We start from the raw sequence: 21669 nt of genomic DNA on the forward strand, positions 1-21669 counted from the left end.
TTGGAGGGTTTTTTTATTGCTATACATATTTAAGGAGGTAAGAGTGAATGTCACAAAAAGTAACATTAATCGCTACTGCAGCCATGGGGTTAGAAGCGATTGTCGGAAAAGAAGTAAAAGCACTAGGGTACGAGAATCTTCAAGTGGAAAACGGACGTGTTTCTTTTGAAGCAGATGTCTCCGCCATCCCACGTGCTAACTTGTGGCTGCGTACAGCGGACCGAGTCAAATTACAAGTCGGAAGGTTCAAGGCGACGTCTTTTGATCAGCTCTTTGAACAAACGAAGGCTCTACCATGGGAAGATTTCATTGCAGAAGAAGGCGAGTTTCCTGTAATCGGAAAGTCAGTGAAGTCGAAACTTTACAGTGTTCCTGATTGTCAGTCAATCGTGAAAAAAGCCATTGTTGAACGCTTGAAAGTCAAACATGGAGTCACATCCTGGTTGAAAGAAACAGGAGCCTTGCACCGGGTCGAGGTTGCTATCCATAAAGACGAAGCCTTGCTGACATTAGATACTTCCGGGAGCGGCCTGCATAAGCGCGGATACCGTGTCGGCCAAGGGGAAGCACCATTAAAAGAAACACTTGCCGCAGCACTGGTCCAAATTACGAATTGGCACCCGGATCATCCTTTCGTCGACCCCTTTTGTGGGTCTGGCACAATTGCTATCGAAGCGGCTCTGATCGGCCAAAATATCGCTCCAGGTTTCAATAGGGAGTTTGCTTCAGAAGACTGGCACTTCATTCCACAACAAGCATGGGAGGATGCCTTTCAGGAGGCTGAAGAAGCAGCAAACTATGACCAGCCATTGAACATTGTTGGATCTGATATCGACCCGGAATTAATTGATATCGCTAAGAAGAATGCGATGGAAGCAGGTCTTGGGGATTTGATTTCGTGGAAGCAAATGCAGATCAGTGATTTCAATCCGAAGCAGGATAATGGCTATGTTGTGTCTAATCCACCTTATGGAGAGCGGATGGGTGACCGTGAAGAAGTCGAGCAGATGTATCGTGATCTTGGGACAATCATGCGCGATCATCCTTCCTGGAGTGTTTACGTGTTGACTTCCCATGAAGGTTTCGAAAAGCTTTACGGGAAACCTGCTACGAAACGCAGAAAGCTCTTCAACGGATTCATCAAAACCGATTATTATCAGTATTTTGGAAAACACGTTCGATAAAGGGGAGATGAGATTTTGAGTCAGTCGACAGAACGAAAATTCATGGATTTATTGAAAGAACAATCCTCCTATGGAGAAGCAATCGGTTTAATGGCATGGGATATGCGGACAAAAGCTCCGAAAAAGGGGATAGAAAACCGTTCAGAAGTACTGGGCGTCTTATCGCAAAAAGTTCATGAAATTCAAACTTCTGCGGAAATTCGTAGTTATATTGACGAGCTAAAAGGAAAAGTGGCTGATCCCATTGTGCAGAAGTCATTAGAAGAAGCGGAAGAAACCTATGATAAAACAGCAAAAATTCCTACCAAGGAGTACCGTGAATACGTCACTTTACAATCTAAAGCTGAATCCATGTGGGCAGAGGCTAAAGAAAATGATGATTTCGAAAGTTTCCGCCCTTACTTAGAAAAGCTTGTTGAATACAATAGGAAGTTCGCTGAATACTGGGGCTATGAAAACCATCGCTATGATGCTCTTTTACACAATTATGAACCAGGGGTTACAGTGGAAGTTCTGGATGAGGTGTTTCCTAAAGTGAGGAAAGCGTTGACGGATTTATTGCAACAGATCCAGTCAGCTCCTGAGCAGCCTGATCCCTCGGTATTAGAAGGACAGTTTCCGAAGATGGAGCAAGCTCAGTTCAGTGAAGAAATATTAAAAAAGATGGGATATGATTTTGACGCAGGCCGATTGGATGAGACCGTGCATCCCTTTGCGATCGGTTTGAATTCCAATGATGTCCGGGTCACGACGAAATATGATGAAAGTGACTTCCGCACTGCGATATTCGGCACGATTCATGAAGGCGGCCACGCCCTTTATGAACAGAACATTGATGACAAATTGGCATTTACGCCGCTGGCAACAGGTACATCCATGGGGATACATGAATCCCAATCACTTTTCTGGGAGAATTTCATTGCCCGTAGTGAAGGGTTTTGGAAGAACCATTATGAGCTATTTCAAGAATATGCTCCTGTACAATTCAAAACACTTCCATTAAGTGAATTCTATCCAGCCGTCAATGAAGTAAAACCTTCTTTGATTAGAATAGAGGCCGACGAATTGACGTATTGTTTGCATATTATGGTGCGGTATGAGCTTGAAAAAGCTTTGATCGCAGGTGAAATTGAAGTGAAGGACCTACCAGAAATGTGGAATCAGAAAATGGAGGACTATGTGGGCATCAGACCTGAAAGCGACGCAGAAGGCGTCCTTCAGGATATCCACTGGTCTGGCGGAGATTTCGGTTATTTTCCTTCTTATGCGTTAGGCTATATGTACGCTGCTCAATTGGAAGCGCAAATGAGAAAAGAATTGGACATCGATCCCTGTATAGAAAAAGGTGATTTCCAACGAATCAAAGCTTGGTTGACAAAGAATGTCCACCAATACGGTAAAATGAAAAAACCGTTGGAAATCCTTCATGATGTAACTGGCGAAGGCCTTAATCCGGAATATCTAGTTGAATACTTGACGAATAAATACAAAAATATTTACAAGTTTTAATGCATAAAAGATGGTAGCAGTTCACGAGGCCACTGAAAAACCCTTCTTAATCTCGAGGAGCTGTTAAAGTTTGTTGTTGCTTCTCACAAATCGCTTGTAGGTGGATGCTTGACGCGGGTACGGACTAGCTAACTTGGTCAAGAAGATCACTTGACCAAGTGGATCTTCGGCTCGCGCTTTTCCCGCAGGCGTCACCATCGAACGCTCATTGTGGAATCAACGAGATCCACCTAATAAGAGTGATTTTCTTTGATTTAAAAACAAAGAAAATCACTCTTTTTTCCTTGTACATTGAAAGAAGCTGATTTGAAGGATAAAATCGGCTTCTTTATGCATAACTCAAAAAGTTATCGTTCTTCATTTGCCACCCAGCTCACTCCTGTCTTTTTCACTTTACTCAAATTAATCAGATGGAGTATGAAAGTTGTGATTTTCGATTTTGAATGATTATATCGGATAACTTGGAGTTCTTCAGAAATAATAGTAAATGCATAATCCTGAATAGAAATAATTAATGCTTTATAACGGATGAAAGTTGTTGGGGAGTCTCAAATTCATGAGGTGTAAAACGATTGACAACTTAGCGGTTCTGCTTTAACATCATAAAAGCGATAATACGCATAAACTTACTTGGTTTTAGGAGGAGTAGTAATGAAGAAATCTGTATTAATCTTAACTTTTATAGCTATGGCATTGGTATTAATCGCCTGTGGTGGAAATCAAGAAGAACAATCGTCATCAGGTGATTCGAATGATAAAGAGTCCGGGGACCAAACTCTCCTTGAGCAAGTTAAGGATAGTGGAGAACTTGTCATAGGAACAGAAGGCACCTATCGTCCGTATACTTACCATAATGAAGAAGATAAATTGACTGGCTTTGATGTTGAAATTGCAAGAGAAGTTGCTGATCGACTTGGAGTCAAAGCTGTTTTTAATGAAACGAAGTGGGATTCGATGTTTGCAGGGTTGAATGCTGAGCGTTTTGATATGGTAGCTAACCAGGTTGGGATTACTGAAGAGCGCCAGGAAAAATATGCTTTCTCCGATCCTTATATTCAATCATCTGCTGTCATTGTCACTCACGAAGAAAATGACTCCATTACAAGCTTTGAAGATTTGGAAGGTGTAAATACAGCTCAATCGATGACAAGTAATTTTGCTGATATTGCTAGAGAGAATGGAGCTAAGATCACAAGTGTGGAAGGGTTCAATGAATCCATGCAAATGCTTGCCACAAAACGGATTGAAGCTACTGTGAATGACCGGTTGTCTGTATTGGATTATAAGAAGCAGCGACCAGACACCCCTGTTAAAATTGCAGCTCGACAAGATGAAGCTTCTAAAAGCGGGCTTTTATTCAGGCAGGGCAATGATGAGCTTGTGCAAGCTGTAAACAAAGCTTTACAGGAAATGAAAGATGATGGGACGTATTTGGAAATATCTAAGAAATGGTTTGGCGAAGATGTATCTAAGTAATATATTCACGAACCCAGCAATGCAAGAAAGGTATATGGATATTTTAGTCAGCTCTTTTCTCCCTTTGGTGAAAGGGGCTTTCTATTATACGATTCCATTGACCTTGATAACGTTTGCCATTGGACTTATTTTGGCAGTAATTACAGCTTTAATGAGGCTTTCCAGTGTGAAAGTTCTCCAAGTTATTGCACGGATTTATGTTTCCATCATCCGTGGAACTCCGTTATTGGTACAATTGTTCATCATATTTTTCGGTTTGCCCTCCGTGGGAGTAACCATCAATCCACTTTTTTCTGCAATTATCGGATTTTCTCTGAATATGGGCGCTTATAATTCTGAAATCATCCGAGCTGCCATTCTGTCTATACCGAAAGGGCAATGGGAAGCAGCTCACTCCATAGGTATGACGAATTTACAAGCTTTAAGAAAGGTGATTTTACCTCAAGCGACAAGAGTTTCTATACCACCTTTATCCAATTCATTTATCGGCTTGATCAAGGATACCTCTTTAGCTTCTACGATCACCTATACAGAAATGTTCAGGAAAGCACAGGAAATCGCTGCGCAAAATTATGAATTTTTACTCGTTTATACCGAAGCTGCTATGATCTACTGGGTTATTTGCGTAGGACTATCCTTTGTCCAGGACAGCGTGGAAACTAGATTAGAAAGATATGTTGCAAAATAGGAGGATTCGATGATTACAGTCAAAAGCTTAAACAAATATTTCGGGGACTTGCATGTGTTAAAAGACATCAATATGGAAGTAGACCGGGGAGAAGTGGTTGTCGTCATCGGGCCATCGGGGTCCGGCAAAACGACGCTGCTTAGGACATTGAATATTTTAGAAACACCTGAAGAAGGGGAAATTACGATAGGTTCTCGATTCATGAATTTCGCCCGACCTATACAGAAAAAACAAATAGTTGAATTCAGAAAGCAAACCGGGATGGTCTTTCAAAACCATAATCTTTTTCCACACCTGACTGCACTGGAAAACGTGATGGAAGGGCCGGTAACTGTGCAGAAAGTAGCCAAAAGTAAAGCAAAAAAAAGAGCTTCTGATATTCTGACGAAAGTCGGTTTGGGGGAAAAACTGAATGTTTATCCGCATCAATTATCTGGCGGGCAGCAACAGCGTGTAGGAATTGCCCGCGCCCTTGCTACGGGTGTTGAAGTGATTCTATTTGATGAGCCGACTTCTGCTCTGGATCCTGAACTTGTCGGCGATGTTCTTGATGTAATGAAGGAATTAGCAGAAGAAGGGATGACTATGGTAGTCGTCACCCACGAAATGTCATTTGCTGAGGAAGTCGCTGATCGTGTGCTGTTTATGGATCAAGGAGAAATTGTTGAAGAGGGTTCTCCTGAACAAATCTTCCATAATACTCAGCGCCAAAGAACCCAGCAGTTCCTGAAGAGAATTCGTAAGTGATTCGGAAATCTACCTCTGTAAAAAATCATGAAAATTTGGTAATATAAACAGCAAAGCAAAAACCCCGACGGTAGTAGCCGTTGGGGTTTTTGCTTGAGCAATCGTATTTTATTAAGATAACTCTTTCATCATGTCAGGTGCCAGCAGCCCTGCATCTTCATAGAGTTGTCCGAGTTGATCATTGAATTTTTTGAACTTTTCTTCTGCTTTTGAAAGGTCAGCTTCTTCAGCATTTTCCTCCAAGGCACTTGCAACTTCTTCGTAATACGATTGAAGGGAAGTCAAGGAATCTTCGAACTGTGTTTTCATTTCCTCAGGCAGTTCCGTTTCAACTGTATAACCCTTAGCAGTTTCTGCAGCTTCTTTTGCTGCTGATTGAGCCTCTTCACCTGCAGATTTGATTGCTTCAGCATCTGGTTCCTCAGCAGAAACTTCTGCTTGATAGCCAGCTATTTTCGATTGATATTCTTTGAAAGTGTTTTTTAGTTCCATTTGAGCATTAAGTAGGTCTTTTTTAACGTTTTGCTCGTTGTTGTCTTTACTTTCATCAGTCTCTTCTGTGTTATTGTCTGTGTCCCCGTTTGTGTTCTCTTCAGAAGAGTCCCCATTACATCCTGCTACTACAAGCACACTAGTAAGACCTAGCGCTAGCAACCATTTTTTCATATAAATGCCCCCTTTGAATACTTGACGTCCTAATTTTATTGTAATCTTGTTGTAATGTAAAGAATTAGCAAAAATGTTATAATATACAGAAAATTCCTTCGTTTGTGAAAATGGAAGGATCGTTCATCATTAATAGTTAAAGAAAACTCCATCAAATAAAATAGGGGGCTCTTATGTACTTACCAAGTTTTAGGTTAGATGAGAAATTATCAGTGATCACCGGAGGGACGAAAGGGATCGGAAAGGCAATTACTTTAGCTTTTGCAGAGGCTGGTTCCGACGTCATCATATTAGCCAGGAATGAGAAGGACCTTTCCAAGGTTAAGGAAGAAGTGGAAGGGCTGGGACAAGAAGCCTACACGATTTGTAAAAATATTAATCAGTATGAAGAGATCAAGGAGGAAGTCGAGTCGATCAGAAGAGGTAGATCCCTCGACATTTGGGTGAATAATGCCGGCATGAATATCCGTAGTGAAGCTGAGAATGTAACAGAAGAAGAGTGGGATACTATTGTGTCCACGAATATGAAAAGTTCTTTCTTTTTATCCCAATATGCAGGCTCGGTTATGAAAGATGAAAAACAAGGAAAAATCATCAACATTTCATCTGTTGGGGGCCACACAGCGCTTAGAACGGGCGTGGTTTACGCCATGACCAAAAGCGCTCTCATTCAAATGACAAAAAATTTGGCGGTTGAATGGGGCAAGTATAATATAAATGTAAATGCCATCGGACCGTGGTATTTCCCGACGTCATTAACAGAACAGTTGTTGCAAGATAAAGACTATGTTCAGTTGATCCTCGATCGGACACCGCTCAATCGGATTGGAAAATTGGAGGAATTGAGTGGTGCTGCTGTTTTCCTGGCATCAGAGGCGGGGAATTATATGACGGGACAGACGTTGTTCGTAGACGGTGGGATGACGATTTATGGATTTTGATTGAAGTAAGCGAGTTATTCATGCTCTTTTGTATCACAGATCTAGACCATATGAAAGAAGGCCATTCAATACTGGATGGCCTTCTTTCATATGGCTTTGTTAAAGGTGGCTGTTGCTTCTCACGAATCGCTTGTCGGTGGATGCTTGCCGCGGGCACGGCCTCAGCTAACTTGGTCAAGAAGAGCACTTGACCAAGTGGATCTTCGGCTCGAGCTGTTCCCGCAGGCGTCACCACCGACCGCTCATCGTGGAATCAACAATGGCCCATCTAAAAAGAGTGATTTTCTTTAATTTATAAAAGAAAATCGCTATCATCCGTCTTTTCCAGAAGGAGTGCTGCGCAAGCATCCCCCGCGCCCCTTGCTATTCGTTTTCTCTAAATTCGTCCGAAAAATGCTGGCATATTTGAGTGAGAATCAAACATCTTAAGCTTAATTACAGGGTTTCCTCCATGAATGCTCTCCTTGAAATGTAGTTTTGAGAGTCTTCCTAAACGTATGGTTGGCTGGGAAACAGCGCATAGCCGTCAAGCTAAGCTCAACGATTTTCTCTTCCCTCCTATAAACGTTATAAGACCCCACAGAGCTTGAGGAGGCTTGCCGTCATCCCCGCTAGGAAAGCGAGCCGTTTCCCAGCCAACCATAACCTCATACAAGACCTCGAAACTGGTTTTACACAATAGGGAGATCATATCAAAAAATCAACACTGAAATTTAATAGAACCTTTCTTTTAAGCTTTCATTTGTTTTTCTTCAATCATGAGTACGAGATGAAGAGTATGATTTTCCTGGAGATTCACAGGAACTTGAAAACCTCGTTTGAACCCGTGAATTTCAGCATTCCCTTCAATGACCGTCGGGGGAGTAATATCAAGTGAAAGACTTTGTTCAGATACACTCGTGGCTAAGTGGCCGGCGATCATGTTAGCGAGCTCTCCCGTAAATGAAAAAAGCATTTCGCCTTCAAGTGGCATGCCATACATTTTCTCACCAACATAACCGAAGCTTGAGTTTGATCCTTCAATCATCAGTTTGCCTGTCACATCACCTGTCATCCCTATTAAAACAGCGAGTTCGCTATTATTTTGAGGTTCGTGAAGAATAGAAGGTTTTTCTATTGTTAATTCAAAGGGCATGATGCTATGTACAGAATCTACACTTCCATTCAATACAGCTGTTATTGATTCACATAATGACACACGGATCCCCTCCATAAAAAGACATCAATAGACTTAGGACAATCATACCACATTATCCTACGATAACAGTCATATTTCCTCCGGTTTCTGCGCATATTAACAAAAAGGAGGAAAACAATGCCATACATACTATCGACTGGAATTAAAGTTGCAGATTTCAACTACCCCAAGCAGCAATCCAGCAATTCGTTTATGACCTTTTTCCATTGAAACGAAATGAAAAAAAACGGCTGCTACCGATTTTTGAACATGCTGAAATCGATAAGAGACAGTTTGCTGCTCCTCTAAAGTGGTTTCATAAACCACACGGATTAAAGGAGAGAAATGATCTGTACCATGAAAAAGCATTACAATATAGTATTGGTGCGATCCGTTCCTGTCTATCTAATGAGGAGTTGTTGGAGCAGCACATTTCTCCTGCATCGATTGATCATATACTCTTCGTTTCATCCACCGGCATCTCCACACCTACTTTAGATGCATACATCATGAATGAACTGGGTTTTCGTGAATCTACCACCCGTACACCACTTTTCGGACTCGGGTGTGCTGGGGGGACGAGTGGTGTGGCACGCGCTTATGAGTGGCTGTTGGGAAACCCAGAAAAAAACGTCTTGGTAGTTTGTGTTGAATTATGCAGCCTCACCTTCCAACCGGATGACTCCAGTGTAAGTAATTTTGTGGGAACAGCTTTGTTCGGTGATGGCGCTTCAGCTGTTCTTATTACAGGAGATAATTCGCAATTATTAAAACAGCGTACGGGTGCCGTGCCTGCCATTCTGAACTCGAATTCACGAACAAAGCGTCATAGCGTTGATGTAATGGGATGGAAGGTAGTGGACTCGGGATTTGAAGTAATCTTTAATAAAAGCATTCCAAGACTTGTCAAAGAGTTCTGGAGTCTCCATGCAGAAGAAGTGGTTCATCAAAACGGATGGACGATAGACGAATTTCCTCTGCTCATCGCGCACCCTGGAGGTAGGAAAGTATTAGAGGGATATGAAGAAGTTTTCAAACTAAAAGAAGGGGTGTTAGAGATTCCTAAGCAGATATTGGCGAATCATGGAAATATGTCTTCACCTACCGTCCATTTTGTATTACATGAGGCTATGAATAAACATTTGGAAAAAGGAACAAGAACAATTATGACTTCTCTTGGTCCTGGGTTCAGTTCAGAAATTGTAAGCTTGGAGTGGATGTGAATTGGATATCTTGTTATGGATGATTTTCGCCTTTCTCATTTTCCAAAGGTTAGGGGAGCTGGCATTAGCCGATCGGAACAGGAAATGGATGCTTGAACGAGGGGCTATCGAATCAGGGCAGGGCCACTATTTTCTTTTCGTTCTTCTCCATACACTTTTTTTCCTATGTCTCATGGGTGAATTTTTATGGACAACATATGTCTTTACGGCTTTTTTTTACTTAGCGTTTAGTGCATTTATTATCCTGCAAGCACTTAGGGTCTGGTGTATTCAGTCTTTAGGAAAAAGGTGGAATACAAGAATTTTAGTATTGCCAGATGAAGCCCCGATAAGGAAAGGCATATACCGCTATATAAAACACCCCAATTATGTGATTGTGTTTTTTGAACTGCTTATCATCCCTCTCTTGTTCCATGCTTATATGACTGCGGTGGTTTTTCCATTTTTTCATTTACTCATTCTGGCTGTAAGAATCCCAGCCGAAGAGCAGGCGCTCGAAAAGAGAGTATGAATATTCTAATAATTGTTGCGTGGACTCCATGGCTTTGCTATAATCTAATCAGTAATGAAAATCATTTTCAATTAGAAAGGTGAGAACGACATGCTATTGATCATTTTAATGGTAGTCGCTGTGTATAGTGGTTTGATGGTTTACCTTTTGGCTAAAATAGGGTGTACACCTGCGAAGTCTGTTATTGATGTCATCAAAGAAAGTGCTGGACGTTCTCAAGTGGAAAAGAAAAAAGCATATGAACGGACTTTTTCAGCCAGGTGAATCCACCTGGCTTTTATTTTTTGATATGATGAGATAAATGATGAGAAATGTCGAAAAAATAGAAGGACAGCTTATATGCCATTGTTGTAAAAGCGACGAACGTGATAGGATATTAGGAGTTGAAAGGGGAAAACGCAGTTACTCATGAATTCGGTAAGGAGCGACTTATGGATAAGAAGCATGCATTAGCCTATTTTCTTGAAGATTTGTGGACGAAAGGGTTTAAGTTAAGTGATGAAGATGTCCGGTTCATCTATTTTGGTAAAAATTCAACGAATGCTACAGAATGGAAAACGATCATCGCTGTCCGTACAACGTTGAAAGTCCAACAAAAATTCGACCCCAGCTTTTTCATCAGTGTCTTGGAACATATCGCAAAGCCACATATCAACAGTAAACGCCAAGCTTATCAATCCATAGAAAAGCGTTTATACTCCGCATCAAGTGGATAACAAAACCCAGCTCATCTTTGGTCTGGGTTTTGTGTTTTTTGCAGACACTTCCTTGCAAGGCGGTCAGCATTTTTATTTTGCTTATCAGGAATCCATTTATAGAATACATACGGAAAAGCTTGTTGTAATAATTGAATACGTTCAAATAAAGGAGAGAATTTCACATTCTTCGTAAAGTTATTTTCCATTGTATCCACCGCTACTTTAGAATCGGAACGGATGGAGAGGATTTCACCGGGGAACTGTTCTTGACAGATTTCCAACGCCCGGATAATCGCCAAAAATTCTGCCTCGTGATTTGTCCAGGTTCCTAAGAAGTATTGATATTCATGGATGGTTTGCTGGTGCTTGATGACGATTCCGGCTGCACTTAATCCCGGTTCTCCGCTGCACGCTGCATCTGTATAGACTTCAATCACGACAATGCCCCCTTATTCTGAATGCTGTATTTTTTTGGCTGCATAAAAGAACGGTGTGTCCAATGCAGCAACGATAAACTTAATGATATAAGTGGTAACAAAAATTTCAATCCACACGTTCATTGGGTAAAGGCCGTAAAAAGCAATTAAACAAAAAATACTTGTATCCAGCAGTTGACTTATCATTGTACTTCCATTATTTCTGATCCATAAGGAACCATCACCCGGGAAGAGTTGCTTCAATCGGGAATAAAGCCATACATCAAAATATTGACTGATGATGTAAGCGATCATACTTCCAAGCGCAATACGGGGTACAATTCCGAATAAAGTTTCTAAGGCAGGCTGGGCGATATCGCTCTCTCCAGGCGTAAACTGCAATGCCATTTGCATGATGACAGTCAGGATAATCAATGTGGTAAAACCCATCCAAACAGCTTTTCGAGCATCCTTCTTGCCATATTTCTCATTCAATATATCTGTAGCTAAAAATGCTGTACCATAAACAATATTGCCAAGTGTAGCATTCAGACCGAATATTTCCACAGTTTTTACGACTTGAATGTTCGCAATAACCGTAGACATCCCAATCCAGACGAACAGACCCTGTTTACCGAATATTTTGTAAACACCTAATAATAATCCGAAATTGATAATAGCGAATAATATCCATAACCATTCATTGGCCATTTTTAAATTTCCTCCTTAGTTTTGATGTCGCGGGAGGTTTCGAACCGCGGGTAATTCAAACCAACAGCCCTAAATTATACGATGGAATGAAGCAGTTTGCAAGGTAGACCTGATTTTCAAAGAAAAAAGCAACCTCCTTCGAGGTTGCTTCAGGATTTTATTTATTCTTTCACAACGTTGGCAGCTTGAGGGCCGCGGTCGCCTTCTATAATTTCGAAAGTTACGGTTTGACCTTCTTCCAGTGATTTAAAACCTTCTTCTTCGATGGCAGAGAAGTGAACGAATACGTCGTTTCCACCTTCGACCTGGATGAAACCGTATCCTTTTTCTGCGTTAAACCATTTTACTGTACCATTTTGCATAATAAGATCCTCCTAAAGCTTTCACGTAAAACGTGGAAAATTACAAATAACTGATGGAATTAAAAATTCCCATAGCCATGCGGCGGAAAAATAAATTCCGGAGCACTTCTATGGGAAAAACACCTGTCATTTATGATTCCGATCACGTTATTTGCTTAGTAATAATATACCGTAATCAAAAAAGAGCGTCAACATTCTGACTATATTTTTTAGTAAGGCTCTGGTAAATTTCAGTGTTGATTTTTTGTTATAAGCTCATTATTGTGTATGACTCAGTTTCGAGACTTCAGTGAGAGTTTAGGGGCTGCGGGAAAAGGTTCGCGTTCCATGGGGCGGGCGCGCTGAGCCTCCTCGCACTTTACTTCGTCGAGGCCACTGAAAAACCCTCCTCAATCCAGAGGGAGTTTTTAAAGCTTGTTGTTGCTTCTCACGAATCGCTTGTCGGTGGATGCTTGCCGCGGGCACGGCCTCAGCTAACTTGGTCAAGAAGATCACTTGACCAAGTGGATCTTCGGCTCGCGCTGTTCCCGCAGGCGTCACCCCCGAACGCTCCTCGTGGAAGCAACGAGGCCTATCTGAAAAGAGTGATTTACTTTGATGCATAACTCAGAAAGTTGCAGTTCTTCAGTGGTCTTACATCGCCCTGTGGGGTCTCAGCTGACCCGCACATCCCACTCCATTTGAAAGTCCAGTCCATACGCCGCTGATCAAGGCACTTCCGCTTTCAAGTTAGGAGTCTCACCGTTTCCCTCCGCCCCTTTACCATATGAGGTACTCGAAACGACTTCCGGAATAAGCATCTATGAGCTTAAGGGAAGTAGAGGAAGATATTCTGATCATGAGATCTTGATATGAAGCATTTCACGACTATAACACAAGGATGGGGAAGACAATCCTCCTGAGTAAGGGGATTCGTTTCTCACATATATCAGAATGGGTTGCTTCCCTACCAAACCCTGATGGTCCACATGGCAACGAGCCCTGATTATCTCGAAATTGATTCTTCAAGAATCCTGCCATATAACTGAATAACTCTCATAAAAAATCAACAACAGCCTTTAACAAAGCCTTTAGTAAAGTTTATGGACGGAAATTTTGTTACAGGCGTGGCTATTTCTCTTCTCTCGAGTGGGGTACAATATAAGTAGTTGATTAGGAAAGGGTGCATTGAAATGAAATCCGATATTGAAATTGCAAGCCAGGCTCAAATGAAACCTATCCGATACATAGCAGAAAAACTCTCATTGACCGAAGATGACTGGGAACCATACGGCCATTATAAAGCAAAGCTTTCTGTTGACTTATTGGAAAAACTCTCCGATAGACCTTCGGGGAAAGTAATTTTGACGACCTCCATCAACCCGACACCTGCAGGGGAAGGGAAATCAACGGTGACAGTCGGTTTAGGGCAAGCATTGAACCACTTGAATAAAAAAGCGATTATAGCATTAAGGGAGCCCTCCCTCGGGCCAACGATGGGGATCAAAGGTGGAGCTGCTGGAGGAGGGTATGCGCAGGTCATACCTATGGATGAAATCAATCTTCATTTCACTGGAGACATCCATGCAATCACATCTGCAAACAATGCTCTTGCGGCTTTTATTGATAATCATATCCAACATGGCAATGAAATGCACATTGATCCCCGTCGAATAGGGTGGAAACGCGTCATGGACATAAACGATCGTGCATTGAGAGAAGTCGTCGTCGGTCTAGGCGGTCCAGGCAAAGGAATTCCGAGGCAGGATGGCTTCAATATTACGGTCGCCTCGGAACTGATGGCTATCCTTTGCCTTGCTGCAAATTTACAAGACATGAAAAGGCGTATCGGTAAAATCGTCATTGGTTATACATATGAAAAACAACCAGTTAATGTTGAGCAGTTAGGTTTTGAAGGAGCCTTGACTCTTTTGTTAAAAGACGCCATCAAGCCGAATTTAGTTCAAACCTTAGAGAACACCCCGGCGCTTATCCATGGAGGTCCTTTTGCTAATATCGCTCATGGCTGTAATAGTGTTATGGCTACTAAACTTGCTTCGAAATTAGGAGATTACGTTGTTACTGAAGCAGGGTTCGGTGCAGATTTAGGTGCAGAAAAATTTTTAAATATCAAAACAAGAGCAGCAGGCCTGGAACCGGATGCCGTGGTGATCGTTGCTACCATCCGCGCATTGAAAATGCATGGAGGATTAAAGAAAGACCAACTTAACTCACAAGACCTTGAGGCACTGAATAAAGGAATGGAAAACTTAAAGAAACATATCGAAACAATAGAGCAATTCCAGCTGCCATTTATTGTAGCAGTCAATAAGTTCCCTGCAGATACCCAGGAAGAAATAGACTTCCTGACAAAGTGGTGTGAAAAACATAGCGTGGAGGTATCGGTAGTCGATGTTTTTGCTGAAGGAGGCCAGGGGGGACTTGATTTAGCGGGGAAAGTCGTTCGTCTCTGTGAAGCAAAAACTACATCCCTTCACTATTCTTATGAATTGGATGATCCAATCGAATTGAAAATCAACAAAATCGCAAAGAAAATATACGGTGCTGGGGGTGTCGAATTCTCCAGTAAAGCAAGTAAGCAAATGGTTCAAATGGAACAATTGGGTTATGGAAACTTGCCTGTTTGTATGGCGAAAACACAATACTCACTTTCTGATAGACCTGAAAAACTGGGGCGCCCAAAAGACTTCACGATTACAGTCAAGGAGTTCCACCCTTCAGTAGGAGCAGGATTTATCGTCGCTCTCACAGGTGATGTGATGACAATGCCCGGTTTACCAAAGTACCCAGCAGCTCTCAACATGGATATCACAGAAGAAGGGGTCATCAAAGGGCTTTTCTAATATTCTTGTTGGTCATGGGTGGATGGCTTTTGCTACAATGTTTATGGTATGGATACATATGAAGAAGGAGGAAATAGTGTGACTGTTCAGATTGGTTTGACTGGATGGGGGGACCATCCTTCCCTATATGCGGATAAAGTAAAACAGCAGAATAAGCTTTCAGAATATGCTTCACACTTTCCTGTTGTAGAAGTGGATACTGCTTTTTATGCAATTCAGCCTGTGACTCACTATCAGAATTGGTTGAAGCAGACACCCGCGTCTTTCTCCTTTGTCATCAAAGCGTTTCAGCAGCTGACTGGCCATGACCGCGAATCACGATCCGTCCAGGAAGCCCGTGATTTAATAAAACGATACGAAGAATCGATTCAACCCGTCTGGGAAGCTGGGCAAGTGAATGCACTGCTTTTCCAGTTTCCTCCATGGTTTGATGTTAAAAAGGAAAACATCCGGAAACTCCGCTATATTCGTGAATGGATGGAAGATTACCCGATCGCTTTAGAGTTCCGGAATCGAACATGGTTTCAGCCTTCCTATAGGGAACAGACAATAACATTCATGAAAGATCAAAAATGGATTCATAGTATTTGCGATGAACCTCAGGCTGGTGAGGGATCCGTCCCTCGAGTACTTATCCCTACTCATCCTGAGAAAACCTTAGTGCGTTTTCATGGCAGGAATATTCACGGATGGAATAAGAATGGACGAAAAGACTGGCGTGAGGTGAGGTTTTTGTATCGTTATAATGAAGAAGAGCTTACAGAATGGGCTGGTAAAATCAAAGAATTGAAAAAAGATACGCCGGAAATCACCATGCTTTTCAATAATAATTCCGGAGGTGACGCAGCGGATAATGCCAAACAAATGCAAGAAATACTGAATGTTCATTATGAAGATTTAAACCCCAGACAAATGGATTTGTTTAATTTTCAGGAGGGAACATGAACAAAAATATTATAAGAGATGAAATCCGCAAATTCGTAAAAGCTAAGTTCGGGAAAGATTCCACAGGGCATGACTTTGAACATATGGCACGTGTAGCCCGCTGGGCAGATAAAATAGCTGAAGATGAAGGGGCTGATCGTTTCTTGTGTGAAGTCGCCGGCTGGCTTCATGACGTCGGTGATCCAAAGCTGTTTGTAAACCCTGAAACGGCCCTGGCAGAAAGAACCCAACTATTACAAGGGCTGCTTTTCACTGATGAAAACATCGACCACATTAACGGGGCTATTGAGACGGTGTCATTTAGTAAAGGTAAAAAGCCGATGACGCTGATGGGGGAAATCGTCCAGGATGCAGATCGTTTGGATGCGATCGGGGCTGTCGGAATCGCCAGAACGTTTGCCTATGGTGGCGCCCGAAATCAGCCTGTTTATAATCCAGATGATAAAAAAGGACATTCGATTGGCCACTTCGAAGAAAAACTACTAAAGCTTTGTGAGTTGATGAATACAGATAGTGGAAAACTGGAGGCAGAGCATCGACATGCTTTCATGGTTGAATTTTTAAAGGAGTTTAATCGCGAACAGAATAAAAAATACAGCATAGAGGAGAATGGCTATGACTAAAAATGAACAAGCCTATTTGGACTTGTGCAAGCATGTCATGCAAACAGGGGCTGAAAAACATGACCGGACCGGGACAGGGACCTATTCAGTATTCGGTCACCAAATGCGATTCAATTTAGAAGAGGGGTTTCCTTTGATGACAACAAAGCGCGTGCCCTTCAAACTGATCGCAAGCGAGCTGCTTTGGTTTCTCAAAGGAGATACGAATATCCGCTATCTCCTTCAGCACAACAACAACATTTGGAACGAATGGGCATTCCAGAGATGGGTGGAAAGTGAGGAATACGTGGGGCCGGATATGACAGATTTTGGCCGGCGCAGTCAGCAGGATCAGGAATTTAAAGCCGTTTATGATGAACAGATGATGATTTTCAAACAGAAGATTTTGGAGGATGACCGCTTTGCTGATGAATTTGGTGATTTGGGAGCGGTTTATGGAAAACAATGGCGCCATTGGCAGACAAGCCGGGGAGATACGATCGATCAATTGAAAAATGTGATTGAAAGTATTAAACATAATCCTGATTCAAGAAGGCATATCGTGACGGCTTGGAACCCTGAAGATGTACCATCAAATATGGCTCTGCCTCCGTGTCACGCTCTTTTTCAATTTTACGTGGCTGATGGGAAGCTCTCTTGTCAACTGTATCAGAGAAGTGGAGACATCTTCCTTGGAGTACCCTTTAATATAGCGAGTTATGCCTTACTTACCCACTTGATTGCCCATGAGTGTGGCCTTGGTGTGGGAGAATTCATTCATACACTTGGTGATGCTCACATTTACAGCAACCATACGAAGCAAATTAAAGAACAACTCTCACGTGAACCCGGTTCACTCCCGGAATTATTATTGAATCAAGAAAAAAAGAGTGTTTTTGATTTCGATTTAGAGGATATTAAAGTGGAAGGCTACGATCCTCATCCGAGCATCAAAGCGCCTGTTGCTGTATAAAAAGTGAAGGGGAAGGAGATGAAAAGATGATTTCTTTTATTTTTGCAATGGACCGAAACCGTTTGATCGGGAAGGATAACGATCTCCCATGGCATATCCCGAATGATTTTAAGTTCTTCAAGGATATGACTTGGGGCAAGACAATCATCATGGGAAGAAAAACATTTGAATCTTTCGGAAAGCCGCTGCCAGAGCGTGAACATATTGTCATTACTCATAATGATGATTATGACCGTGAAGGCTGCACAGTGATTCATTCTATTGATGAAATTGTGCAGTTGGAAAGGGACGAGCCGGAAAGAGAATGGTTCGTCATCGGAGGCAGCGTACTTTTTGAGAAAATGCTTCCTTATGCCGACCGGATGTATTTAACTTTGATCGATGATGAGTTTGAAGGGGATACGTACTTCCCGGGGTACAATGAAGCAGAGTGGGAACTCATCTCAGAAACAAAAGGGAAGAAAGACGAGAAGAACCCATACGATTACTATTTCAGAACCTATGACAGGAAGACTTCTTGATGCCTGCCAAAATTTGCGGGGTTGTCCTAAACGGAGGCGGCTCGACACGGATGGGAAGAGATAAAGCGGATTTACTTTTAGGTGAACAACGAGTTCTTGATCGGATTGCATCAATACTTTCGAGCCTGACTCCTCGAATTGTCATCAATCAGAATGAGCAGGAGTCCCGTTTGTCATATCCTATTGTTGAAGATCGCTTCAAAGACGCAGGGCCTCTTGGGGGGATTCATGCTGTCATGAAGGACCGGGAGGAAGAGTGGTTCCTTGTGACTGCTTCAGATACCCCTTTTATCAGTGCTGAGGTTTATCATTCTCTTCTAAGTCTGGAAAGGTCAGATAGAGATGCAATTATTCCGGTTTTTGAAGGACGGATACATCCACTATCAGGACTCTATAACCGCCGTATTTTACCAGAATTGACGAAATACCTCGAACGCGGTGACCGTAAAGTTGCAGGGTTCCTGGACCAGATCAACACCTATTTTCTGGAGGAGATACAAGATATACCTGAATGTACCCTTTCCTCCCATTTCTTTAATATGAATACGCCCGAAGAATATAAGCGTGCTGAAGAATTATTGGAAAATGGGGGCAAATAGAGACATGGCTTGGGCGGACGTGGTATGATAGGAAAGAAACAGGCATTTCCAGAACAACAGGGGCCATGTTTTAATTTGCATGCTACTCTTGTATAATAGTCAATAGAACCATTAAAAGGCGGTGAATTCACATGCTGTCAAGTATCGGAATACCAGGACTGATTTTGATTTTGACCATTGCTCTAGTCATTTTCGGACCGAAAAAATTACCGGAAATCGGTAAAGCAGCGGGAGATACGTTGAAAGAGTTTAAAAACTCAACACGCGATCTTACAGATGAAAGCAAGGAAGAAAAGACGGAGAAATAACATAGTGAAGTTTTTGAACACATAACAGATGGAGTGATCAACCATGTTATCAAGCATCGGTGTCCCAGGTCTTATTTTAATTCTGATCATCGCACTTGTCGTCTTCGGCCCTTCAAAACTGCCTGAAATCGGAAAAGCTTTCGGCAGCTCTTTGAAAGAATTCAAAAAAGCCACAGGAGACATAATGTCTGATGATGAAAGCAATAAGACTGAGAAGAAAAACAAAGAATAAATGAATAAAGAAGGTGTAAGGGACGCCCCTTACATCTTCTTTTTGTCAGGCTCATCAAGGCCTGGAGGTGAATGCATGTCGGAAGAAAGAATAACAGAAGATATTGAGATGAACGTAACGGACCATTTAAGTGAATTAAGGAAAAGGGTCATTTGGACACTTGCATTCTTCATTCTATTTTTCATTGCAGGTTTCCTTTATGTCGAACAAATCCAAACCTTCTTCATTAAAGATCTTCCTTTTGAATTGAATATGACAAGTCCTGGGGAAATCATTTGGATCATCTTTACGATTGCAAGTATTGTGGCCATCATAGGTACATTACCAATTCTAGCCCTGCAGTTATGGTTATTTATCAAACCAGCTTTGACACCTAAGGAGAGGCGGGTTTCCCTATCCTATATTCCTGCCATTTTCCTGTTGTTTTTAGGTGGATTAACATTCGGATATGTCATATTCGTCCAGTTGATCCTGCCGTTTCTTTTGTCCTTGAACGATGGAATGTTCAATGAAATTTACACGGTCGAACGTTATTTCCGTTTCCTGTTCAGAGTGACGATTCCTTTTGCAGTACTTTTTGAGATTCCTATTTTAACGATGTTTTTGACCAGTCTTGGTATCGTTAATCCTGTCTTTTTAGTGAAAGTCAGAAAATATGCCTATTTCGTACTAATTATCATTGGTACCATCATCTCCCCGCCAGATTTCATTCTTCAGCTGGTGGTTGCTGGACCATTGATCATTTTATATGAAATCAGTATCGTTTTATCGAGGATCGTTTACCGGAAAAAAATTAAAAATCACCGTGAATTCATGGAATCAGATTAATAGAAGAATCCTCTTATATAGAGGGTTCTTTTTCTTTAGAAATGGATTCTTACCTTTTGATGATACGAGTTTATCGTGATAAAACTAAGATAGATATAACCGAGGGGGAAAATTACGATGAGATCTTTTTATCATTATATGATGCGTTACCGTGGAAATCGCACAGATGATGAAGAAAAGCAATTAGCCGAGTGGATGTTCGGAGATCACAGCTTTCCGAAACAAGCCAAAACTTACGATGAGATCAGTCGCTATTTAGAGTGGAATGCTCCCTTTCCAAGTGCGCTTTCTGCTTTCGACCGGCTCTATGAAATGTATAAAATGGAAGAGGACTGAATGAGGAGAGGTGTAAAAATGAAACTATTGCATACAGCAGATTGGCATTTGGGGAAAATTGTCAATTATGTACATATGACAGAAGATCAAAGGTCTATTCTGCAACAGTTTATCCAAATCGTAAAAGAAGAAAAGCCTGATGCTATTCTTATTGCAGGGGATTTATATGACCGATCCATTCCACCGAAACAAGCGGTAGAATTACTGAATGATACATTGATCACATTGATCAATGATTTTCAAATTCCGGTCCTGGCTATTTCCGGTAATCATGATAGCCCGGATCGACTCCAATTCGGCAGTGAGCTCTTTCGTAAGCAAGGTTTATTCTTAGATACAAAATTAAAGAAAGAACGTCAACCAGTAACTCTTTACGATGAACACGGGCCGGTACATTTCCACCTGATTCCTTACATAGAACCTGCTGAAGTGGCCTATGTTTTTGAGGACAATGAAATTAAATCCCATCACCAGGCAGCGAATAAGCTGGTACAGGACATCCAAAACCGCTTTGATATGAAAGAGAGGCATGTATGGATCGGCCATGCTTTTCTGGCTGGGGGCATGGAATCAGAGTCAGAAGAGCGTCTTTCTATGATCGGGGGGAGTCCATATGTAGATGCGAATTTATATAAAGACTTCCACTACGTCGCTCTTGGACACCTTCATCAACCCCAGCGTGTCACTCGCGAGTGGGTGCGGTACAGCGGTTCTATTTTAAAATATTCTTTTTCTGAAGTGAACCATCAAAAATCAGTGACCATTGTAGAAATGGATGAGGCAGGAAATAATGAGATTCAACAAATACCTCTGACTCCACAACGCGACTTCGAAGTGATTGAAGGTTATTTCGAGGAATTATTAGCAGGGGGCGCAGCTGAAAACCCTGAAAATTACCTTCATATCCGTCTATTGGACGATGGACAATTGGTCGATCCAATGGGCAAACTCCGTCAAATATATCCAAACATCCTTCACTTGGAGAGACGTAAATCAATGACGAATCCTCATTTGGATGAATTGAATCAAATGAAAGAAAGACAAAAATTATCTCATGATCAATTATTTGCTTCTTTTTATGAAGATATCAAAGGGTCTCAACTGCCCGATGCACGTAGAGAGCTGATTGAAAAAGCTGTACATCACATAAAAGAAAAAGAAAGGGGGCAATAA

The 21669-nt window shown here is 41.8% G+C and carries 29 protein-coding genes; 22 read left to right on the top strand and 7 right to left on the bottom strand.

Annotated elements, in window-relative coordinates:
- Nucleotides 1-47: 47 nt before the first annotated feature.
- Nucleotides 48-1184 carry a THUMP domain-containing class I SAM-dependent RNA methyltransferase gene (locus HLI_RS00685; protein WP_128522585.1) on the top strand — a complete coding sequence of 379 codons (1137 nt, stop codon included), beginning with the start codon at nucleotides 48-50 and terminating at the stop codon, nucleotides 1182-1184.
- Nucleotides 1185-1226: 42 nt separating this feature from the next.
- Nucleotides 1227-2693, top strand: a complete 1467-nt coding sequence (locus HLI_RS00690) for a carboxypeptidase M32 (protein ID WP_128526775.1) — start codon at nucleotides 1227-1229, stop codon at nucleotides 2691-2693.
- 63 nt (nucleotides 2694-2756) lie between these two features.
- Here HLI_RS00690 and HLI_RS22080 read toward each other — a convergent pair whose 3' ends face one another.
- Nucleotides 2757-2891, bottom strand: a complete 135-nt coding sequence (locus tag HLI_RS22080) for a hypothetical protein (RefSeq protein WP_277750299.1) — start codon at nucleotides 2889-2891, stop codon at nucleotides 2757-2759.
- Between the two features lie 453 nt (nucleotides 2892-3344).
- Between HLI_RS22080 and HLI_RS00695 the strand changes: the two genes are divergently transcribed.
- The 3 genes from HLI_RS00695 to HLI_RS00705 are packed head-to-tail and all read left to right on the top strand — an operon-like array spanning nucleotide 3345 to nucleotide 5604.
- Nucleotides 3345-4169 (top strand): amino acid ABC transporter substrate-binding protein, encoded by an 825-nt coding sequence (locus HLI_RS00695; protein WP_128522586.1) that lies wholly within the window; start codon nucleotides 3345-3347, stop codon nucleotides 4167-4169.
- Nucleotides 4156-4857 (top strand): amino acid ABC transporter permease, encoded by a 702-nt coding sequence (locus HLI_RS00700; RefSeq protein ID WP_128526776.1) that lies wholly within the window; start codon nucleotides 4156-4158, stop codon nucleotides 4855-4857. Before HLI_RS00695 ends, HLI_RS00700 begins: the two co-directional genes overlap by 14 nt.
- Nucleotides 4858-4866: 9 nt before the next feature.
- On the top strand, nucleotides 4867-5604 hold the full coding sequence (locus HLI_RS00705) for an amino acid ABC transporter ATP-binding protein (protein WP_128522587.1): 738 nt from the start codon (nucleotides 4867-4869) through the stop codon (nucleotides 5602-5604).
- A 111-nt stretch (nucleotides 5605-5715) separates the two neighbouring features.
- Here the strand turns inward: HLI_RS00705 and HLI_RS00710 are convergent, their stop codons facing one another.
- Complete coding sequence (locus HLI_RS00710; RefSeq protein WP_128522588.1) at nucleotides 5716-6270, bottom strand: hypothetical protein; 555 nt, start codon at nucleotides 6268-6270, stop codon at nucleotides 5716-5718.
- A 173-nt stretch (nucleotides 6271-6443) separates the two neighbouring features.
- On the opposite strand from HLI_RS00710, the gene HLI_RS00715 reads away from it, so the two are divergent.
- Complete coding sequence (locus HLI_RS00715) at nucleotides 6444-7211, top strand: SDR family NAD(P)-dependent oxidoreductase (RefSeq protein ID WP_128522589.1); 768 nt, start codon at nucleotides 6444-6446, stop codon at nucleotides 7209-7211.
- Between the two features lie 90 nt (nucleotides 7212-7301).
- Entirely contained in the window at nucleotides 7302-7502 is a 201-nt protein-coding gene (locus HLI_RS00720; protein WP_128522590.1) for a hypothetical protein, read from the top strand.
- Nucleotides 7503-7941: 439 nt separating this feature from the next.
- On the opposite strand, the gene HLI_RS00725 is transcribed toward HLI_RS00720, so the two are convergent.
- On the bottom strand, nucleotides 7942-8409 hold the full coding sequence (locus HLI_RS00725; protein ID WP_128522591.1) for a chemotaxis protein CheX: 468 nt from the start codon (nucleotides 8407-8409) through the stop codon (nucleotides 7942-7944).
- 206 nt (nucleotides 8410-8615) lie between these two features.
- On the opposite strand from HLI_RS00725, the gene HLI_RS00730 reads away from it, so the two are divergent.
- From HLI_RS00730 to HLI_RS00740, 4 genes are all read left to right on the top strand, one after another.
- Nucleotides 8616-9611 (top strand): type III polyketide synthase, encoded by a 996-nt coding sequence (locus HLI_RS00730; RefSeq protein WP_241655910.1) that lies wholly within the window; start codon nucleotides 8616-8618, stop codon nucleotides 9609-9611.
- A 1-nt stretch (nucleotide 9612) separates the two neighbouring features.
- Complete coding sequence (locus HLI_RS00735) at nucleotides 9613-10122, top strand: isoprenylcysteine carboxyl methyltransferase family protein (RefSeq protein ID WP_128522592.1); 510 nt, start codon at nucleotides 9613-9615, stop codon at nucleotides 10120-10122.
- Nucleotides 10123-10212: 90 nt separating this feature from the next.
- Complete coding sequence (locus HLI_RS21350; protein ID WP_164908435.1) at nucleotides 10213-10386, top strand: hypothetical protein; 174 nt, start codon at nucleotides 10213-10215, stop codon at nucleotides 10384-10386.
- Between the two features lie 167 nt (nucleotides 10387-10553).
- Nucleotides 10554-10838: a DUF6123 family protein gene (locus HLI_RS00740; RefSeq protein ID WP_128522593.1), complete on the top strand. Its 285-nt coding sequence runs from the start codon at nucleotides 10554-10556 to the stop codon at nucleotides 10836-10838.
- 11 nt (nucleotides 10839-10849) lie between these two features.
- Here HLI_RS00740 and HLI_RS00745 read toward each other — a convergent pair whose 3' ends face one another.
- The 4 genes from HLI_RS00745 to HLI_RS00760 form a co-directional block, all read right to left on the bottom strand.
- Nucleotides 10850-11257, bottom strand: coding sequence for a ribonuclease HI family protein (locus HLI_RS00745; RefSeq protein WP_128522594.1), 408 nt, complete (start codon nucleotides 11255-11257; stop codon nucleotides 10850-10852).
- 12 nt (nucleotides 11258-11269) lie between these two features.
- Nucleotides 11270-11947 carry a queuosine precursor transporter gene (locus HLI_RS00750; RefSeq protein WP_128522595.1) on the bottom strand — a complete coding sequence of 226 codons (678 nt, stop codon included), beginning with the start codon at nucleotides 11945-11947 and terminating at the stop codon, nucleotides 11270-11272.
- Between the two features lie 161 nt (nucleotides 11948-12108).
- Entirely contained in the window at nucleotides 12109-12309 is a 201-nt protein-coding gene (locus tag HLI_RS00755) for a cold-shock protein (RefSeq protein WP_128522596.1), read from the bottom strand.
- Between the two features lie 297 nt (nucleotides 12310-12606).
- On the bottom strand, nucleotides 12607-12849 hold the full coding sequence (locus tag HLI_RS00760; RefSeq protein WP_128522597.1) for a hypothetical protein: 243 nt from the start codon (nucleotides 12847-12849) through the stop codon (nucleotides 12607-12609).
- 632 nt (nucleotides 12850-13481) lie between these two features.
- On the opposite strand from HLI_RS00760, the gene HLI_RS00765 reads away from it, so the two are divergent.
- The 11 genes from HLI_RS00765 to HLI_RS00815 all read left to right on the top strand — a co-directional run bounded on the left by HLI_RS00765 (nucleotide 13482) and on the right by HLI_RS00815 (nucleotide 21669).
- Nucleotides 13482-15152, top strand: coding sequence for a formate--tetrahydrofolate ligase (locus HLI_RS00765; RefSeq protein WP_128522598.1), 1671 nt, complete (start codon nucleotides 13482-13484; stop codon nucleotides 15150-15152).
- A gap of 78 nt (nucleotides 15153-15230) precedes the next feature.
- Nucleotides 15231-16097 carry a DUF72 domain-containing protein gene (locus HLI_RS00770; RefSeq protein WP_206659631.1) on the top strand — a complete coding sequence of 289 codons (867 nt, stop codon included), beginning with the start codon at nucleotides 15231-15233 and terminating at the stop codon, nucleotides 16095-16097.
- Nucleotides 16094-16720, top strand: coding sequence for an HD domain-containing protein (locus HLI_RS00775; protein WP_128522599.1), 627 nt, complete (start codon nucleotides 16094-16096; stop codon nucleotides 16718-16720). The genes HLI_RS00770 and HLI_RS00775 overlap by 4 nt, the downstream gene beginning before the upstream one ends.
- Entirely contained in the window at nucleotides 16713-17672 is a 960-nt protein-coding gene (locus HLI_RS00780; RefSeq protein WP_128522600.1) for a thymidylate synthase, read from the top strand. The genes HLI_RS00775 and HLI_RS00780 overlap by 8 nt, the downstream gene beginning before the upstream one ends.
- A gap of 26 nt (nucleotides 17673-17698) precedes the next feature.
- The gene (locus HLI_RS00785; RefSeq protein WP_128522601.1) at nucleotides 17699-18193 is read left to right on the top strand and encodes a dihydrofolate reductase; all 495 of its coding nucleotides are present in this window, start codon (nucleotides 17699-17701) and stop codon (nucleotides 18191-18193) included.
- Entirely contained in the window at nucleotides 18193-18792 is a 600-nt protein-coding gene (mobA, locus tag HLI_RS00790) for a molybdenum cofactor guanylyltransferase (RefSeq protein WP_128522602.1), read from the top strand. Before HLI_RS00785 ends, mobA begins: the two co-directional genes overlap by 1 nt.
- A 131-nt stretch (nucleotides 18793-18923) precedes the next feature.
- Nucleotides 18924-19100 (top strand): twin-arginine translocase TatA/TatE family subunit, encoded by a 177-nt coding sequence (locus HLI_RS00795; protein ID WP_128522603.1) that lies wholly within the window; start codon nucleotides 18924-18926, stop codon nucleotides 19098-19100.
- A gap of 43 nt (nucleotides 19101-19143) precedes the next feature.
- On the top strand, nucleotides 19144-19332 hold the full coding sequence (locus tag HLI_RS00800) for a twin-arginine translocase TatA/TatE family subunit (RefSeq protein ID WP_128522604.1): 189 nt from the start codon (nucleotides 19144-19146) through the stop codon (nucleotides 19330-19332).
- Between the two features lie 75 nt (nucleotides 19333-19407).
- A complete protein-coding gene (gene tatC / locus HLI_RS00805) occupies nucleotides 19408-20160 on the top strand; it encodes a twin-arginine translocase subunit TatC (protein ID WP_128522605.1) in 753 nt (250 codons plus the stop codon).
- A 117-nt stretch (nucleotides 20161-20277) separates the two neighbouring features.
- A complete protein-coding gene (locus tag HLI_RS00810) occupies nucleotides 20278-20496 on the top strand; it encodes a YozE family protein (protein WP_128522606.1) in 219 nt (72 codons plus the stop codon).
- Nucleotides 20497-20514: 18 nt separating this feature from the next.
- On the top strand, nucleotides 20515-21669 hold the full coding sequence (locus HLI_RS00815; RefSeq protein ID WP_128522607.1) for an exonuclease SbcCD subunit D: 1155 nt from the start codon (nucleotides 20515-20517) through the stop codon (nucleotides 21667-21669).

Origin of the sequence: Halobacillus litoralis (genome assembly GCF_004101865.1) — a bacterium.
In the GTDB taxonomy this organism is placed as follows: domain Bacteria; phylum Bacillota; class Bacilli; order Bacillales; family Halobacillaceae; genus Halobacillus; species Halobacillus litoralis_A.